General features: G+C 45.4%; 11 protein-coding genes. All 11 read right to left on the reverse strand.

Features of this window, described 5'->3' with window-relative positions:
- Positions 1–92: 92 nt before the first annotated feature.
- Positions 93–2,171: a M43 family zinc metalloprotease gene (locus SFV55_RS05040; RefSeq protein ID WP_320028377.1), complete on the reverse strand. Its 2,079-nt coding sequence runs from the start codon at positions 2,169–2,171 to the stop codon at positions 93–95.
- A gap of 92 nt (positions 2,172–2,263) precedes the next feature.
- Positions 2,264–3,958 carry a multicopper oxidase domain-containing protein gene (locus tag SFV55_RS05045; protein ID WP_320028378.1) on the reverse strand — a complete coding sequence of 565 codons (1,695 nt, stop codon included), beginning with the start codon at positions 3,956–3,958 and terminating at the stop codon, positions 2,264–2,266.
- A gap of 135 nt (positions 3,959–4,093) precedes the next feature.
- Complete coding sequence (locus SFV55_RS05050) at positions 4,094–5,302, reverse strand: efflux RND transporter periplasmic adaptor subunit (protein WP_320028379.1); 1,209 nt, start codon at positions 5,300–5,302, stop codon at positions 4,094–4,096.
- Between the two features lie 2 nt (positions 5,303–5,304).
- Entirely contained in the window at positions 5,305–6,606 is a 1,302-nt protein-coding gene (locus SFV55_RS05055; protein WP_320028380.1) for an efflux RND transporter periplasmic adaptor subunit, read from the reverse strand.
- 17 nt (positions 6,607–6,623) lie between these two features.
- A complete protein-coding gene (locus SFV55_RS05060) occupies positions 6,624–7,877 on the reverse strand; it encodes a TolC family protein (RefSeq protein WP_320028381.1) in 1,254 nt (417 codons plus the stop codon).
- Positions 7,864–9,789 (reverse strand): efflux RND transporter permease subunit, encoded by a 1,926-nt coding sequence (locus SFV55_RS05065; protein ID WP_320028382.1) that lies wholly within the window; start codon positions 9,787–9,789, stop codon positions 7,864–7,866. Before SFV55_RS05065 ends, SFV55_RS05060 begins: the two co-directional genes overlap by 14 nt.
- A 2-nt stretch (positions 9,790–9,791) precedes the next feature.
- Positions 9,792–11,081: an efflux RND transporter permease subunit gene (locus SFV55_RS05070; RefSeq protein ID WP_320028383.1), complete on the reverse strand. Its 1,290-nt coding sequence runs from the start codon at positions 11,079–11,081 to the stop codon at positions 9,792–9,794.
- A gap of 140 nt (positions 11,082–11,221) precedes the next feature.
- On the reverse strand, positions 11,222–11,671 hold the full coding sequence (locus tag SFV55_RS05075) for a 5-fold beta-flower protein (RefSeq protein ID WP_320028384.1): 450 nt from the start codon (positions 11,669–11,671) through the stop codon (positions 11,222–11,224).
- Positions 11,672–11,714: 43 nt separating this feature from the next.
- The gene (locus SFV55_RS05080) at positions 11,715–13,424 is read right to left on the reverse strand and encodes an efflux RND transporter periplasmic adaptor subunit (protein WP_320028385.1); all 1,710 of its coding nucleotides are present in this window, start codon (positions 13,422–13,424) and stop codon (positions 11,715–11,717) included.
- Positions 13,425–13,465: 41 nt separating this feature from the next.
- Positions 13,466–14,632: a TolC family protein gene (locus tag SFV55_RS05085; RefSeq protein ID WP_320028386.1), complete on the reverse strand. Its 1,167-nt coding sequence runs from the start codon at positions 14,630–14,632 to the stop codon at positions 13,466–13,468.
- A gap of 2 nt (positions 14,633–14,634) precedes the next feature.
- Positions 14,635–17,781, reverse strand: a complete 3,147-nt coding sequence (locus SFV55_RS05090; RefSeq protein WP_320028387.1) for an efflux RND transporter permease subunit — start codon at positions 17,779–17,781, stop codon at positions 14,635–14,637.
- Positions 17,782–17,843 lie beyond the last annotated feature (62 nt).

Below are 17,843 nucleotides of genomic sequence, written 5' to 3' on the forward strand. Positions count from 1 at the left end.
TCTCTTTATACCCTATCTCTTGAGGATAAAGCGGTGAAAAAAAACAACAGGATAGGATCAGTATGCTGGTCAAAATTTTCATATTACTTGAATTAACTTCCTTTGATCAGACGAAAAATAGCGATTCGTCCAGTTGATTCAAACCTTACGAACAATAAGCCTACAGGCAGGCCGATCAGGTCGAGCACAGGTGCTGTTAGCATTCCATAATTGCGTAATAAACGCCCAAAGCCATCGTATACCTTACAGTAAATAGGTTCACTCCAGTTTCCCTTTACATGTACAAGCACCTGTTTTTGAGTAGGGTTAGGGATGAGCTGAAGTGGTAGTTTCAAATTTTGAGGTTCTCTTGTTCCGGTAGTAATCCCATCGTTGATTTGGATATCATCCAGGTAAAGCCGGTTGCCTCCATCAGTTACGTTTACGAAACGAATCTGGAGCTGTTGTTCCGTTTTGTATTGAAAAAGGCGAACAGAAGCTTTATTCCATTGAGTGGAGTTGGGAACAAAGGGAGTGGTTTGGGTGGGGCCAGTAGCCAGATCATCTCCGGATTTACTCCAAACATTGGAATAATTCGCACCGCAGTCTTTAGAAATCTGCACAACCAATTGATCAGAATAATTGGGATCAGAACGTGCATAAGCCCACCAAAAATTCAGCATTAAATTATTACCTACCCGTGATGAACTTAAATCGAGAGCTGGTAATACGAGTTCATCCCGTGTACCATAGTTGAGGTTTCGCAGGTTGTCAATACTGACCGAGTAGGGCAAGGAGTGAGCAGCAAGTGTATCTAGTCCCCAGCTAAGATTGAAATCAGGGTTATTCACACGAATGCCCTGGGCAGGAAAAGCACCATCATCAAAGTTTATCATAAAAGGTAAAGGCAGTCCAATTTGGGGTTTAGAAACCTGGATGTAATTGTTCAACTGCAAAGTATCCGTGCTGTTGCCATTACTAGCAATAAGCTCCGCTGAAAAAGAACCCGGATTAGCATAGGTTACAGTAGGGTTGGGTAAAATAGAAAAAGCAGGTGTACCACCGGGAAAAGACCATTGCCAGGAGGTAGCTGTATTGAGCGACCGATCCATAAAATAGACTTTTGTACCAGGGCACACCTGTGCAGTTAAGGTTATGAAATCCGCTGCCACTGGGCACATCAGTGGCCTAACATAAGCACTATCGCAACCCGTAACCGCCAAATTACTGGCGGACACAATCAAGGAGCGGACTCCCTTGAGGGTGGCTGCAATACGATTCTTTTGTCCTGGAGTAAACATGTTTTTGCAGTCATCCGGGGTGTAGTCCATATAATTTCGCACCTGGTCGGGTAGGTCGGGTAAATCATTGGAACAAGAATTGCCATTCAAATTACAAGAATAATTGGGTGCAGCTACGGGTGGTGTGTCACAGACAAAATCTCCTCCAGTGCAAGTATCCTGACCGCAGCCATTACTAAAAGTATGATAAAGCCCGAACCAATGCCCTACTTCGTGGGTCAAGGTACGACCACCAGAAGCTGCTGCCGTTCCAGAATCGCCAAAAAGGTCGTGTCGAACTACGACACCATCTTCATCAGGCGGAGCATAAGGAAAGGAAGCATAGCCTCCTACTCCGCCGCTGATGGTACGCACCACATAAATATTGAGGTAGCGTGCTGGATTCCAAAACGATAAATTTTTGAGTGCACTTCGATCAGCAGGCTGATGATTGGTTAAGGGGGGATTTAGCCTCACAATACCATCGGTACAACGGCCAAAAGGGTCGAGCTTCGCCAAACGAAAGCGTACACGAGTATCTACACCTTTGCCCTCACCAGGTGTTCCTGGGAGCTTCCCGAAATCTTCATTTAAAATTGCAATTTGTCGTTCAATCTGTGTTTTACTGATGTTTTCGGCTCCACCATTGTGAATGATGTGGACCACTACAGGAATCGTATTAAACGTTTCTTGATCACGCTTTAAGGGAATCAGTTGATGGGTATTCAACAACTTTTGAAACTTCGGTTCTACAGCATAAAGTTTAGCTGAAGGATAAAGTGAATCAAAAAGGCACAAGCTGAGGTGCTTGGTTGGTGTTTGGGCAAATGCACTTTGATATGGCCATAGGATGTTGAATCCATAAGTCATCATCATAAAGAAGAATGAAAAACAGGGTGCCAATTTGCCCATTGTGACAGAATTTTGGTTGGAATTTCGTGCGTTTGGTTGCTCAAAGTGCCGGATCATAATTAGTGACAATTATGATCCGGCACATGAAAGGCTTATTGTTTTATAAAAACTCCAGTATACCATTGGTCTTGCAGTAACATATTCACCGTGTAAGTACCGGGTGTAAGCTGTTCAACTGAAGTATTACCCTGGCCGTTGATGATTTGTATTTGTTGCTCCAACACGACTCTACCCATTACATCCGTAACCTGAAATTTCCCTTTTCCAAGTGATTTTTCTGAAGTTTCAAACACTACCATTTTATCAGCAGGATTGGGGTAAAACTTTAGTTTTTCTTTACTCAAGTTATCATGGGTACCACTCAATAATGGAGTGACTAAAAACTGTCCCATCATGCCATTGTCTTCGTGGCTGAGAATATGGCAATGGTACATATATGGTGTGACAGGGTCGCTAAAATCGTCGTAGCGCACCACTATTTTTACAGAGCCATTAATAGGTGGTACAGTAATTACATCTTTACGTCCAAGAAGATTTGCAGCAGGTTTGCGATTGTTGACCGAAATAACCCAAAATGAATTTCCATGTAGATGAAAAGGATGAGCCATCATCGTCTGATTGGTCAGGGTCCAAACCTCAGCGGCGCCCCTCGAAACCTTAAAATTGATGGTATTCATCTCAAATTTTGATTCATTGAGGAAAAAATTGGTCATGCTCATTTGAGGCCGTGCCGTCATGGTCAGAGTGCGATTGGAAGCACCATTGCTTGACAGGGGGGTATTGGTGATCAATGCTGGGGGAATAGAACCAATGGCATTAGGTGTTGGAGAAACAACCTGGATTTGCATTAGCTCAAAATCGGTATCATCAAGTGGCCCCATCATATTCTCCGTACCGCCCATCATCATCATCATTCCACCCGGATACCCCATGGGCAATTCTGTACCGAAGTGCTGCAAGATCAGTTTTTGTCCCAATGACTTACTTAAATCTAACAAAATCTCAGCACGTTCACCAGGCGCTAAAATTAGTTTAGTCATCGCCACTGGGGCATCCAACAAGCCTCCGTCACCAGTTATTTGTTTGAATACCAAGTTATCAGAAAAGCCAAAATTGAAATATCGGTGGCTTGAGCCATTCAACAATCGCAAGCGCACAACTTGTGCCGGTAAATTAAGGGTAGCCCCTTTTAGAACCCCGTTCACCAACACGTCATTATCAAGTTCATCCATTTCCACGATTTGCTTAGACTCATCAAAAGTTTTCCATTGAAAAACCAAAGGAACATCATCAACGCCATAGGTACGGGGTAGATTCAGAGCGGCTTCTGCCGGATCACGTACGATAATAAAACCAGCGGCACCTTTAACGACCTGGTTTAAAGTTTTGCGATGTAAATGAGGATGGTACCAATAAGTTGAGGCTTGATCCATTACTTTGAAACTTGGAGACCAGGTATTTCCAGCCATAATCGGCGTGTGTGGGCCTCCATCATTGGCAGGAGATAGGTGTAAGCCATGCCAATGAACCGTAGTGGTATCATCAAGTTGATTGTTGACATTGATCGTCACCGTTTCGCCCTTCTGCATAATTAGGGTAGGCCCCAGCTGTACCCCATTGTAACCAATGGTATTGGTACGCTTTCCGGGGAAGATTTCTGAAGTGCCTTTTTGTACTTTTAGGTTAAAAATGCTCCCTTCCAAGGTAGCTGGAATAGGCACCATCGCTTGAGCAAACGTAATTTGCGCAGCAAGCAGCGAAATAACCATACAAAATAGCTTTTTCATGATAGTCAATTTAAATATGAAAGAACATCAAAGAGCTTAACGCTCCGTTGATTAGGTACATCCTTTTCACTCAGTAAAATCCATTATTTGCAATCTTATCACTGAAGCAGGGCAGGTTTTATCCTTACTCAATGACTACATCTTACTCATATCATGCTCAGCCATAGGATTTGCCCCTTTTTTGAAAATGTATTCACTTTGCAACAAGTAGGCCCCTGATATCACGATGATATCTCCAGATTTCAAGCCGGAAGTAATTTCGATTCGATCATCACTTTCCAGACCCGTTTGTACCATTACACTTTTAAAAATTCGATTGGCAGTTTGTATCCATACCGTTGCCCCTTTTCCATCCCGGATAACTGCATCAATTGGCAAAGACAAGGTATTCCGTGCTGGACTTTTCAGCGATACATAAGCGAGCATGCCCGGTTTGAGTTGATGGTCAGGATTGGGGATAGAGACCCGAATCAAGTTGATTCTTGTATCGGGGTTGATTTCTGGATTTACAAATTCGATCTTCCCTTGTATTTTTTTGCCGCTTGCATCGGGAAGTTGGACGGTGGCAATGCTGTTGCGGTTTAGGGTGGAGAATTGAGCTGTATACATTTGTGCCTCTGCCCACAGCGTGGATAAATCGGCCAGTTTAACCATTGTACTTCCCTCCATCACATAATTCCCTTCCTGGATTTCCAGCGCAGTCAGGTAGCCTGATGCAGTGCTGTAAAAAGTGGTAGTAGGCGTAGCTTTCTTCTGTTTGGCCAAGTACTGAATTTGAGCTTCGGAGAGTCCCCAGAGCAGCAATTTATTTTTGGCACTTTGCAGCAATTGCTCAAAATCCATGACCGTTTCGGAAGCAAATGCCTTACGTTGCTCCAACACCAGTAAGTATTCTTGTTTGGCATTGTTCAATTCTTCGCTGTACAAGTCGTACAAGGGATCCCCTTTTTTGATAAAATCACCACTATTCTTAAAATACAATTTTTCAATTCTGCCACTCACCCTTGAACTCAGCGAAGAAGTTTTCGTCTGATCAAAATTCAGGGTTGCATTCAGTAGCAGTTGGTCGTCAATTGTTCCATTGCGGATGGTATCAGTATGAATATTGCCGAGTTGGATTTGCTGCTCGCTCAATTCGATTTCATCGTTGTTTTTGCCCGTTTTTTTCTTTACCGGAGTCAAATCCATTTTACAAATGGGGCATTTACCCGGTTTGTGTTCTACCACCTGGGGATCCATCGAACAAGTGTAATAGACATCTGTAGCATGGGGCGTCTCCATTTGGTTGTGGCAGGCTACCACCAGTAGCGCGAGCGATAATACAATTATGGTGATGCGTCGCATGTTTATTTTTTTATCTTGATTAAACTTTCGCTATCCATTAGGTACTGCGCATTGATGGCTACTGTATCGGTGCTGTTGATGCCGCTCAGTATTTGAATGTAATCCTGATAGCTGATTCCAGTTGTGATTTTAAGTGTTTTAAACCCACTTTGGGTTTTTCGAAAGACGACGGCATCAAGTCCCAAAGACAGCACTGCTGAACTGGGCAACCAATACGTAGCTTTCGTATTTGCGAAAATGGTAGCTTTTACCTGGCTGCCAATGGGAATTTTCAACTGGCTATTGTTGAAGTAAACCCGTGCGCTCAAGGTTTTACTTTCGTTGCGGAAGAAGGGCTCGATGAAGTCAATGGTAGCGTCAAAGGTTTTATCTGGAGCGGTTTCTGGCGTAATTTCAACCAGGTTACCAGTTTTCACCAATCCCTGACTTTCTCCATAAATGCTCAAAATGGCCCAAGCGCGATCTGGATTGTACACGGTAAAAATGGATTCGCCTTTCTGTAAGTACATTCCTTCTTTTAGCGAAAGCTCTTCGGTGAGCAAAGAAAGGTCGTTCATCGCATCGGACTTGGCGGACATAGTGCTACCATTGGCAGCTTCATGCACGTGTCCAGTGTAGTTGCTGTAAATAGGAAGCGTCAGCGAAGGTTTTCCTGATTGAATCAATTGTTTGATTTGTGCGTCGTTCAAACCAAGTAAGCGCAGTTTTTCCTGGGCCACTTCAATAAATGAGGTATTGCCGGGGTCATTTTTCAGCAGGAATAACAGGTTTTGTTGGGCAGTCATCAACTCCGGACTGTAAATATCCAGCAGGCGCTGTCCTTTGGTGATTTTTTGAAAGCGATAACGTACATACAGCTTTTCAATTCTACCGGACACCCTGGCAGAAATACTACCCACTTGCCTTGTATCGTAGGCAATGTTTCCCAAGGCTTCAATTTTGATCTGCTCTGCACTTTTTTGGGGGCTGGTAACCGGAATGTTCGATACCACAAACTCATTGGTTGGATTGAGTAAGGCTTCAAGTTTGACCTCTTTTGTTTTCAAGATTTCAACTGGTTTAGTTGCAGCAGGCTGTTTCAACACCAAATCCATTTTACAAATCGGGCAAGACCCTGGTTTGTCGCTGATTACTTCAGGATCCATGGGGCAAGTGTACACTGCCTCGGCTGACTCAGCGTGTGAATGTTGAACAGGGCCGTCTTTCTTGGTGCAGCTTGCGGCAAACAAGGATACAAGCAAGGCAAACCATAAAGGCCGAGCAATATTGGAATTGGACGCGAAATATCTTTTTTCATTTTTCATGACCCTACGTTTTAAACCTATTTTGTTTCCATAACCCGTTCAAGGTTGACTTGCATCTGGAGTGCCTGGTTCAATAATTCGGTATAGTCCAATTGCGTCATGTACAGGGTTTCCCAGGCATCGTAAAGCATGAACAGTTCTTCGGTATTTTGCTCGTACCCCAATTGCATGCTTTTGTAATTGTTTCTTAAAGCCGGTATGATGTTGTCATCGTAGAGTTTAAGTTGTCTTTTCTTCAACTCTATTTCGTTCCGCATGCTTTGGGCCATGCCGCTGTATTCATTGACCATCATTTCCTTTTGCGATTGCAAGGCGTTGACCTTCCATTTAAGGCTTTCTATGTTGGCTTGATTCATTTTGGAGGACCATTTGGTCATTGGCACCTTAACCATGCCCATGATGGTATACAACATAGGTTGACCACCAAAACCAATCATGTGATCGTAACGAAGGCCAAATTGTGGTCGGAGGCTTTGTTTTTCCGTTTCCTGCTTTAAGTGAATCAGGTTGATGTCTTTGTCAATGGCTTTGATGTCGCTGCGTTTATTGTAAAACAGGGTGCTGTCGAAAACGATCCCTGCATAATCCTTCAATACGTAGGCTGTATCGATTTCAAAAACCCGTACTTCGGTTTTGCCCATGAGTACATTAAGGCGTACGAATTTTTCCCGGATGTCATTTTCAAACATCAGCCGCATGTTCAACAAATTGCCCAAGGCTGCTTTGGCTTTATAATAGGCGCTGATTTTTTCCAGGCCATTCTTGTAGCGTATTTCTGCATTCTTGATCATGAAATTCAGCAACTTTTCATTCTGCTCAAGAATTTTTATCTTTTTTTCCAAGATGATCAATTCGAAATAAGCTTGTTTAGCGTCGTTGATCAACTCATTCAGTGTGGCGTTTAGTTTTTCTTTTTCTACCGAAGACATGGCTTTCATGTAGCGTTCATCAGCATCCAGTTTTTTCTGGTTGGCAAACATTTGTTCGCCAGAAAGCATGACCGAGCCCATACCATTCATGTCGCCATTTTTGCGCCAAAGCCCTACGTTGTAGGGAGTCATGAACTGCCCTAAACCAAATTGTGGGGGCATCCAGCTTCGTGCCCCCTTAGCCGCTTCATCCATTGAGCGGATTTCATGGTTGTACATCTTTACCACTGGGTGCGATGCAATGACACTGTCGATGATGGCATCCAGCTTCATGGTTTGTGTAAAACTGCTTCCTCCAAAGCCAAGCGCAAAAAGGAGCAGCAAGAGTTTATTCTTTGACATCGATCAATTCAATTTTGCCTTTTCGATTCAATTCCCTTTCCTTGATCATTTCAAAAATCACTGGAGTGATCAGTAGCACATAAATGGTTGAACTAATCGTTCCACCAATCAGAGGTATGGTAATGGGTCGCATGATGTCGCTACCTACTCCGCTGGCCCAAAGGATCGGAATCAAGCCAAACAATCCGACGGACACAGTCATGAGTTTAGGCCTCAATCTTTTGGCAGAACCTTCTATGACAAAGGATCGGATGATTGCCGGGCTGAGCGTTGCCTTGGAGTTGCCATGTTTGTTAACCATGTTTTCCATGGCTTCATTGAGGTAAATGGTCATGAGCATGGCAGTTTCCACGGCCATGCCAAACAATGCAATAAAGCCGACGGCTACGGCAACGGATAAATTTACCCCATAGAAGTACACCATAAAAACCCCACCAATCAGCGCAAACGGTACCGTAATGATCGTGACCAGGGCTTCTTTAACGGAATGGTAGGTGAAGTACAAAATCATAAAAATGATGCTGAGTACGATAGGAATGATCATTTTCAGGGTACGATTGGCGCGGATTTGGTTTTCCCACTGTCCACTCCAGGCCAAAAAATACCCTTTAGGGAGCTTGGTCAGCATCTGATCCAGTTTCATTTTGGCCTCCTGAACGGTACTGCCCAAGTCTCTTTCTCGCACATTGAACAGCACTGTACCTCTCAGCATGGCATTTTCGGAATTGATCATGGGCGGGCCATTGCTAAGTTGGATGTCGGCAACTGCCTCCAAAGGAATCGGGCCAAAATTCATGGTCTGCACTTGTAGTCTTTTTAAGGCTTGGAGGTTGTTGCGGAAGTCTTGCCCATATCGCGCATTCACCGAAAAACGCTGACGTCCTTCAATGGTAGTAGTGAGCTTCATTCCACCGAGTGCACTTTCAATGATTAAATTTACATCGTCTACACTCAACCCATAGCGGCCAACCTCGTCCCGTTTGATACTAATGTCAATGTACTTTCCTCCGGTGATAGGCTCTACATACAAATCTTTTACACCATCTATTCCATCCAGGTGTTTTTTAATGGTCTGTGCAAAGGAATAGATACTATCCAGGTTTTGCCCGTATACTTTGATGCCCACATCGGTACGGATGCCGGTGGAAAGCATGTTGATCCGATTGATGATGGGTTGTGTCCACCCGTTGGTCACTCCGGGTATCTGCATTTTCGCGTTCAATTCATTGATGATGGATTCTTTGGTTAAACCTTCCCGCCATTCATTTTTGGGTTTCAAGAGAATGATGGTTTCAATCATACTAATGGGGGAATTGTCTGTAGCCGTATTCGCCCGGCCAGCTTTGCCCAATACATGAGCAACTTCAGGCACTGTGCGAATTAATTTATCCTGCACCTGCAACAATCGCTTGACCTCAGAATTGGAAACATCGGGTAAAGTAACCGGCATAAACAACAAAGAGCCTTCATCCAATGGAGGCATAAACTCTGAGCCCAGACGGGTCAGCATCACAAAACCAGCAGCCAAGGCAGCAATATTGAGCAGTAGGGTCGTCTTGCGCCACTTCAAACACAAAGTCAATATAGGCGTATAGATTTTTTCCAAAGTTCTGGTGATGGGGTTGGCATTTTCGGGTTTTAAATTTCCTTTCAGAAAAAATGTAATTAATACAGGAGTAAGCGTAATCGCCAAAACTGCATCAATCAGTAGAATGAATGTCTTCGTCCAGGCCAGTGGATGAAAGAGTTTGCCCTCCATCCCGGTCAACAGAAATACCGGAAGAAATGAAGCAACCACAATGATCGTGGAATTGAATACCCCCGGACCAACTTGCTGGGAAGATTTTTTAATGATTGCCTCCCTTTCTTCAGCAGTCAATGGGTCTTTTTTTCGTTTGAACCTGTTTGTCATGCTCACAATTTAGGAGTTGAATTGAATTTTTCTACCTGAGCCTCGCTGATGTGTCGATAAGCGTTTTCTACCATTACAATACCATCGTCCACTACAACTCCGATGGCCAGTGCGATACCCGTTAATGACATGATGTTGGAAGAGATGCCAAATAACTCAAGGAAAATAAAACCAGCCGCTACTGAAATGGGTAATTGAATGAGGATGATTAAGGCGCTTCGCCAATGAAAAAGAAAAATAAACACCACAATCGAAACCGTAATGATTTCTTCAATCAGGGTACCTTTTACGGATTCTATCGCCTCTTGAATCAAGGTGCTGCGGTCATAAGAAGTTTTAAAAGTCACCCCTTCTGGCAGTCCTTTTTCCACTTCTTGCATTTTTTCCTTAATGGCTTCGATTACCTTATTGGCATTTTCGCCATACCTCATCACCACAATTCCGCCGACTACCTCGCCTTGGCCGTCCATGTCAAAAATTCCAAGACGCAAGTCTCCACCCATTTGTACTCTACCGATGTCTTTTACCTTTATTGGGATGCCATTGTAGTTACTCAAAGCGATCTCTTCTATATCCTGCTTGTTCTTGATGTACCCCAGGCCACGAATGATGTAGGCCATATCTGCCATTTCAAATTTCCTGCCTCCGACATCATTGTTGTTGGCTTTGACTTTATTCATGACGTCCATCAGTGAAATATTGTAGTACTGCAATTTCACCGGATCAATGACCAACTGGTATTGCTTTTCAAAGCCGCCAAAAGAGGCTACTTCAGCCACTCCGGAGACAGTTTGTAAGGCAAATTTGATGTACCAATCTTGCAAAGCCCTTTGTTCTCCGAGATCCATTTTTGGGGCCTCCAAATGATACCAAAAGATATGACCTACTCCTGTTCCATCCGGCCCCAATGAAGGTGTTACGCCCTGCGGCAACAATCGTTGTGCAAAGTTCAGTCGCTCCAAGACCCTGGTTCTGGCCCAATAAGTGTTTACATTGTCTTCAAAAATCACGTAGACGAAACTCATCCCGAACATCGAGGTACCACGGATATTTTTGATCTGTGGGATACCTTGCAGGTTACTCACTAAGGGATAGGTAACTTGATCTTCGATGACCTGGGGGCTACGTCCCATCCACTCCGTAAAAACGATGACCTGATTTTCACTTAGATCAGGAATCGCGTCAATAGGGTTTTTCTGGATGGAGTAAAGACCATATGCGAACAAAGCAGTTGAGATCATCAATACCATCAACTTGTTTTGTAAGGCCAGTTCAATTATTTTTTGAACCATGACGAAGTTTTATAAGCATTTATCAACAGCAGCTTTTTTAGACCTGCTCTAAGAACAGCTTCCTGCTTTAGCGCCAAGCTGAAGGTATAACCGTAAGTGTTTTTTTGTAACCCACTACGGTTATACCATTCATCAAAAAATCATTTCTTGACCTTTTTATGCGTTCGAGGATCCATACCATTCATAAAGCAATGCATAGCACAAACCAAAGGCTTATACGTGTTGTGCACATTACCGATCACATTGCCATCGGCATCCAGAATGTCACAGGTTTCAGAGTTTGTATTTTCTTTGACTTTAAAAACCAATTGTCCATTTGCATTGTAGTAAGTTTTTCCGTCTTTGCCCATCTGGCCGATCGTTTTTCCGTCTACATCCTCCAGGATTCCGCCTTGTCGAACGAAGGCGATTTTTTTACCCTGGGCATTTTTGACAATGCTGTCTTTGGTGATTTTTCCCAACTTCATACTCTCCAGGTAAACTCGGCCTTTGTAATCAAGGATTCGGTGGCCTTTAGAATCCGTCATCGGCTGAGCCAACAACATTTGCCCAGCGAGTAGTAAAATAACAGCACACAATAGCGTTTTCATGTTTATTATTTTAAATATGAAAAAATATCAATGGGCAACTACCCTATTGATTTAGGTACATCATTTTCACTTCGTAAGCTCCGTTGATAACAATCTTATTGCTTTCTTCTAGTCCCTTCAGAATCAGCGTACGCGTACCATCGTCTTCACCCGTTTGGACATAAGCCAATTCGTATTCCTCCGGAGCGTGTTTGATGAAGACCGCCGTTCGGCCATTGATTTCAGTTAACGCCGAGTTGGGCACAGTAAGCTGACGACTGCGCTGTTGATTCAATACTTTGACCGTAACAAACTCCCCGATTTTGAACTCATTTTGCGGGTTGTCCATTTCAAAAAGCACTCTTTGACTTTGGTTGGTAGCATTCATGGACTGTGCTGGGGAGAGCAGGCGTACTTTGACCGCTTTATGGTCGGCAGTAGAGCGATAGACCATAAAATCATTGTTCATCTGAATCAAAGGAATATCCCGATCAAAAACCTGAGCCTCTACATATACCTTGTTCAAATTGGTTACGGTCAGCAATGCCTGTCCGGCCACGACTTCCGAACCAGGTGTCAGGGTAAAAGCCCCCACCACCCCTGAGATGGGTGCCACCAAAGTAAGGGTACGGCTATTGGCAGAAGTATTGGCACCCACAGCCTGGCGTTCCAGTGTTTGTAATTCAGCCAAAGCCGCATTATAGGCGGCCTCAGCAGCTTGAACGTCTCGACCAGCCGCGATGTCTTCAATTTTTTTCAAACGTTCATACTCGCGCTTAGCAGCGGCAAGGCGGGTTTTAGCCGTTTCGATCTGCACGGCTAAACCAGCATTATTGGCTACAATTCCAACCTGATCAGGCGTACCGATGCTTTGCCGCATAATGGCCAAAACCTGGCCTGCATTTACCTTCTGACCTACTTTAACATTCACTTTGGTGACCCGGCCCGACTGAGGAGCCACCACTGCCCCTAAGCCTTCGGAAGCAGGAATGATCGTTCCGAATATCGTGGCAGCCGATTGATAATCCCCAATGGTAATGGCTTCGGTGAAGATTTCAAACAAGAACTGGGTTTCTTTAGGTGTGTATACTGCCGTTCCAAAACTGCTCCCTCCTGCCGCGCTGGCGCCATGATCCTCGTCGCCGTGAGCGAAAACCGCATTTGTATTCGGCATGGTAAACCAGGCACTCAACAGCAAGAGCACAATGGTAAGTACACGTTTGCGACGACTGATCAAACTCATCAACAACGCACCAAGTGCTACTCCAACTAACAACCATAGCCAGGGCATAGACGTGCCTGCAGCAGTGTTGTCTGCTGCCTCTTCGGCAAGCGCGAGGGCTTTGCCTACTTGTAGCCCTTGAATGCCAATCAAGTCAGCTCCATTGGGGTGATTAATTTGGATATTCAAGTTGTAAATTTTGGCTGCAGGAAACTTGGTGTGTAACTCGTACACTCCCGGAGCGACCTCCTTGACCTCAACATTTAAAGCGCTGCCATCGGCATTGCTAACTTTTAGCGAAGCCTTATCAATTGGTTTGTTGCTTTGGTAATCGGCCACAAACAAGCGCAGGTGAGCATCTTCGTCGGGTTTCAACTCGGGGTAGTAAAGGCTGAGTTCATACCGTTCGGATTGGCCATATAGCGTAAAATGGTCTTTGGCAACCCCAGGATCCGTAGGAATCGCGTCTCCATGCGCAAAAGCAAGTGGAGCACTGCTCAGACAAAGCAGAACTACTGAAAAAAGGCGTAGATAAAGCGAAAGCGAATTCATGGCTACTGATTTAAAAAGATGAAAAAGCTTAATATTAATGATCATTGGCCAGCGAGATAAAGTAATTTGATGCGGGACAAGTTGGCATTTTGAAGCTGCGCAACATATTCACGTTGAATCGTAAAAGCTTCGTCGAGGGTACGTAAAAAAGTGAGGTAGTCTACCTGGCCAGCCTCGCGCATGCGGGTAGCCGTGACAATAATGGCTCGGCTACGCGGCAATGCCTCCCGTTCGTAATAGCGCACCTGGTTCAGTCCTGTAGTCCAATCCGCTTGAGCACGAAACAATTCAAGGTTTAGCGTTTGCAGTTCGCCTGCAGCTCGGCTTTGTGCCGCCTGTACTTGGCTTTCGGCGCTTTGTAGCCCAGCGCGATACTGTCCAACCCAAAGAGGAATACCGATACTCACTCTAAAGCGGTAGTCCAGAGGGGTGCCCCGCACACCCTGGTTGAGGTACCCTGCTGAAAAATTAGGCAAAACTTGCGTTTTTGACAATTCCAATTGTTGGTTCGCCAATTGAACGGATTGCTGTGCAAAAGCCAGATTGGGATTACCCGTAATATTTTGCACAAAGTTTGGCGGGATCGAATCCAGACTTAGTGGAGTCAAAGTGCCCAGTTGCCCTATACCCGTCAATGTAGCCAATTGCTGCCGAAGTGCATTGAGCAGTTGTTCGGCACTCAGGCGCTCTTGATGAATCGTGCCCAATTCATTTTCCACCAAAGTTTTTTGTAACAAATCGATTTCACCAGCGGAAAATTGTCGTTGAGCAGCAGTATTGATCAACTGGTACAAACTATCGCGTTGAGCCCATTGTTTTGCCAGGAATTCCGTGGCTTGCGTTTCCAGGTAAAGCGAACGAACTGCAAAACGCAAATCGTTTTCACTCACCCTTTGACCAAGCTGCGCCAAGGCTGTTTCTGCTTGCGCCACCTTTTTTTGTCGATTGTATACCGTAGGAAACTCAAAGGACTGCAATACACCGATGGCATAAAACTCTCCAGTAGGGCTTTCTGCATTTACCTCGGGATTGGGCAAACGGAGCGCATTTTTTTCAGCGTATTTTTTAGCCTCGGTTTCGAGTGTAGCGGCTCTGATCAGCGGATTATTGCGCAGCGCAGCGGCTACGGCAGCATCGGCATTGGTCTGAGCATGGCCAGCAAAAGCCAAAAGGCAAAACAGAATGATTCCACAAAACCAGGTTTTCATAGTCAATGCTTATCTTGAGTTAGAGAGACCGATTGCCTCTTGCCTTGAAAATAGTCGTGCACCGCTTTTTCACCCCAAAGCCAGAATATAGAGGGGGTAACAATCATGTCCAACAGGGTGGAAGAAAGTAAACCGCCCAAAATCACCGTAGCTACAGGGTAAAGAATTTCCTTACCCGCAGCTTGAGCATCGAGGGTAAGCGGAATTAAGGCCAGCGCAGCAACCAGTGCTGTCATCAATACGGGCACCAAACGTTCCAATGATCCACGGATGATCATGTGTTGATCAAACTTTTCGCCCTCGTGTTCCATCAAATGCAAGTAATGCGAGATCATCATGATTCCGTTACGTGAGGCAATCCCCGTAAGGGTAATAAAGCCCACCAACGTGGCTACTGAAAAAGTGCCCCCAGTCAACCATACTGCAATGACACTACCTACCAGTGCTAAAGGAATGTTCAACATTACCTGAAGTACAATCCGCCAGGAACGAAAATGGGCATACAAGACCAGGAAGATACCTAAAAGTGCAAACACACTCAGTATACCGATGAGCCTAGAAGCCTCTTTTTGCGCCTCAAACTGTCCACCGTATTCCAAAAAATACCCTTGAGGCATTTTCAACTTATCCCCTACTACCTTTTGGATGGCCGCAGCCGTACTTCCCAAGTCACGCCCCTGGACGTTGGCCGAGACGATGATGCGCCGCTGGCTGTTTTCATGGCTGACGGTATTGATGCCTTTTTCGTATTCAATGTCCGCGATACTATTGAGTGGGATGAGCACGCCTTCAGGCGTATGGATTTGTGTATTGCGAATATTTTCCAAATTCTCCCGATCCTCAGCCACTGCGCGCAAGACTAGGTCAAAGGTCTTTTGACCTTCCAAAATTTGAGAAACGACCAGTCCTCCGTACAAAACCTCCAGATCGCGTGCCACTTCCCCCGTTTGCATGCCGTAGCGTTGCAAAGCCTGGCGGTCGATCCGAATGGTTAGTTGAGGTACCAAGACCTGCCGTTCAACTTGAACATCAACCGCTCCGGGGATATCCTTTACCACCCCTTGAACCTGGGCAGCCAATGCGCGTAACTCGGTAAGATCTTCCCCAAAAATCTTGATGGCAATCTGTGCCCTTACCCCGCTCAACAAGTGATCGAGGCGATGCGAAATAGGCTGACCGATGCTTACGGAAACCCCAACAAGATTGGCCAACTGTTTCCGAATGTCCGCCACTACTTCGGAACGTGGCCGCGCATCCTCTTTTAGCTCTACTTCAATTTCAGAGTTGCTCACGGGTTCAACGTGTTCGTCCAACTCCGCACGCCCCGTGCGGCGAGCAGTATATTCTACATCCTTCACCCTGAGCATGAGTTGCTCCGCAACTGTACCGATCTTATTGCTTTCTTCCAAAGAAGTGCCAGCGGGAGCATAGAGATTGACCGTAAAGCTACCTTCGTTAAATGGGGGCAAAAACTCGGTACCAAAGCGCATGGCCACCAGCAAAGCGGCTACAACCAATGCAGAAGCAAAGCCAAGCACCATCCGGGGATGGGCTAAACCAAGGTGTAGGAGTTTTACATCCTGTTTTTTGAGCCACCTCACCAGAGCGGACTCTTTGCCTTCATTTAGGTTGGATTTGGGCAATAAGTAGGCACAGAGTGCCGGCGTAACCGAAAGCGACACCAAGAGTGAGGCCAAAATAGAGGTAATGTAAGCGATGCCAAGCGGGGCGAAAATTCGGCCTTCAATGCCCTGAAGTTGGAAGAGTGGGAGAAATACCAGCACCACAATAATGGTAGCGTATACAATCGAATTGCGCACCTCACTACTGGCATCGTAAATGACTTGTAAAGCATTTTTGGGGTTTTCCAGCTCTTTGTTTTCGCGCAAGCGCCGGAATACGTTTTCTACGTCCACAATGGCATCATCTACCAATTCGCCAATGGCAATGGCCAAACCACCCAGAGTAAGTGTATTGATGGAAATATTGAACCATTTAAAAATCAATGCCGTAATGACCAAAGACAGCGGAATCGCCGTAAGCGTGATGATGGTGGTTCGGAAATTAAGCAGAAACAAAAACAAAACAATGATCACCAGGATGAACCCATCGCGCAGTGCCTCTTCCACATTGCTGAGGGCATGTACAATGAAGTTTTTTTGTTGAAAAACCTTTGGATTGAGTTCAATATCGGAGGGAAGAGAAACTTTCAGTTCATCCAGTGCCTGCTCAATGTCTTCCGTTAAAGTAACGGTATTGGCACCGGGTTGTTTTTCAACGGTCAGGATTACCGCAGGTTTGGCATTGATCGAAGCATCGCCCCGTTTGATGGCTGCGCCAAACTGTACCTCTGCTACCTGGCTCAGCAGTACAGGGCTGCCCACTTGATTGACCACAACCGTGCGCTGTAAATCCTCCAGGTTTTTTGCCCGCCCCAGGACACTAATCAATACCTCCGATCCGTAGCGGTTAAAAAAACTTCCGGTAGAATTCAGGTTGGCCTTTTCAAGCGCCAGATTAATGTCTTCGAGGGCTAAATTGTATTGTTTAAGTTTTGCTGAAGACACCAGCACCTGGTATTGCAGGCGGTCTCCACCGATGGGAATCACCTGGGCAACCCCTTTGATGGCCAGCAAGCGGCGGCGAATGGTAAAATCAGCCAAGGTGCGGATCTCCGCAGCCTTCACAGGGTCGATGGTTTTGTCTTTGGGTACTTTAGCCGTTACCCCAACCAACATAATTTGCCCCATCACCGAAGAGATTGGCCCCATGACGGGTACAATGCCATTAGGGAGGGGTACGGTGCTGAGTTTTTCTGCTACCAATTGCCGAGCACGGTACAAATCCACGTCCCAATCAAACTCTACAAACACGAGTCCGATCCCACGCGAGGAGCTACTGCGCACCACTTCGACCCCAGGAGAGCCATTTAGCGCCGTTTCGATGGGCAAAACCGCTTGCACTTCTATTTCCTCTGGAGACATCCCACCCGCTTCCAAAAACACGGTCACGCGAGGACGATTGAGGTCGGGCAGCACGTCGACGGGTAAATGTACCGTAGTCCAGGTGCCCCACACCAGTAAGAGTGCTGCAGCAGCAACAACAAACAGTCGATTCTGTAAAGAAAATTGAATAACTCGATTCAACATAAGGAAGGAATAAAGGCTCCGGGCCGATGGCCCGGAACCCAACACATAAATAAAAATTTATG

It is taken from the genome of Haliscomenobacter sp., assembly GCF_033763495.1.
In the GTDB taxonomy this organism is placed as follows: domain Bacteria; phylum Bacteroidota; class Bacteroidia; order Chitinophagales; family Saprospiraceae; genus Haliscomenobacter.

Excerpts from the sequence above, each read along its gene's own strand:
- SFV55_RS05045 (WP_320028378.1), bottom strand. The coding sequence starts at position 3,958 with ATGAAAAAGCTATTTTGTATGGTTATTTCGCTGCTTGCTGCGCAAATT.
- SFV55_RS05075 (WP_320028384.1), bottom strand. The coding sequence starts at position 11,671 with ATGAAAACGCTATTGTGTGCTGTTATTTTACTACTCGCTGGGCAAATG.
- SFV55_RS05055 (WP_320028380.1), bottom strand. The coding sequence starts at position 6,606 with ATGAAAAATGAAAAAAGATATTTCGCGTCCAATTCCAATATTGCTCGG.
- SFV55_RS05065 (WP_320028382.1), bottom strand. The coding sequence starts at position 9,789 with ATGACAAACAGGTTCAAACGAAAAAAAGACCCATTGACTGCTGAAGAA.
- SFV55_RS05090 (WP_320028387.1), bottom strand. The coding sequence starts at position 17,781 with ATGTTGAATCGAGTTATTCAATTTTCTTTACAGAATCGACTGTTTGTT.
- SFV55_RS05080 (WP_320028385.1), bottom strand. The coding sequence starts at position 13,424 with ATGAATTCGCTTTCGCTTTATCTACGCCTTTTTTCAGTAGTTCTGCTT.
- SFV55_RS05060 (WP_320028381.1), bottom strand. The coding sequence starts at position 7,877 with ATGTCAAAGAATAAACTCTTGCTGCTCCTTTTTGCGCTTGGCTTTGGA.
- SFV55_RS05050 (WP_320028379.1), bottom strand. The coding sequence starts at position 5,302 with ATGCGACGCATCACCATAATTGTATTATCGCTCGCGCTACTGGTGGTA.
- SFV55_RS05040 (WP_320028377.1), bottom strand. The coding sequence starts at position 2,171 with ATGGGCAAATTGGCACCCTGTTTTTCATTCTTCTTTATGATGATGACT.
- SFV55_RS05085 (WP_320028386.1), bottom strand. The coding sequence starts at position 14,632 with ATGAAAACCTGGTTTTGTGGAATCATTCTGTTTTGCCTTTTGGCTTTT.
- SFV55_RS05070 (WP_320028383.1), bottom strand. The coding sequence starts at position 11,081 with ATGGTTCAAAAAATAATTGAACTGGCCTTACAAAACAAGTTGATGGTA.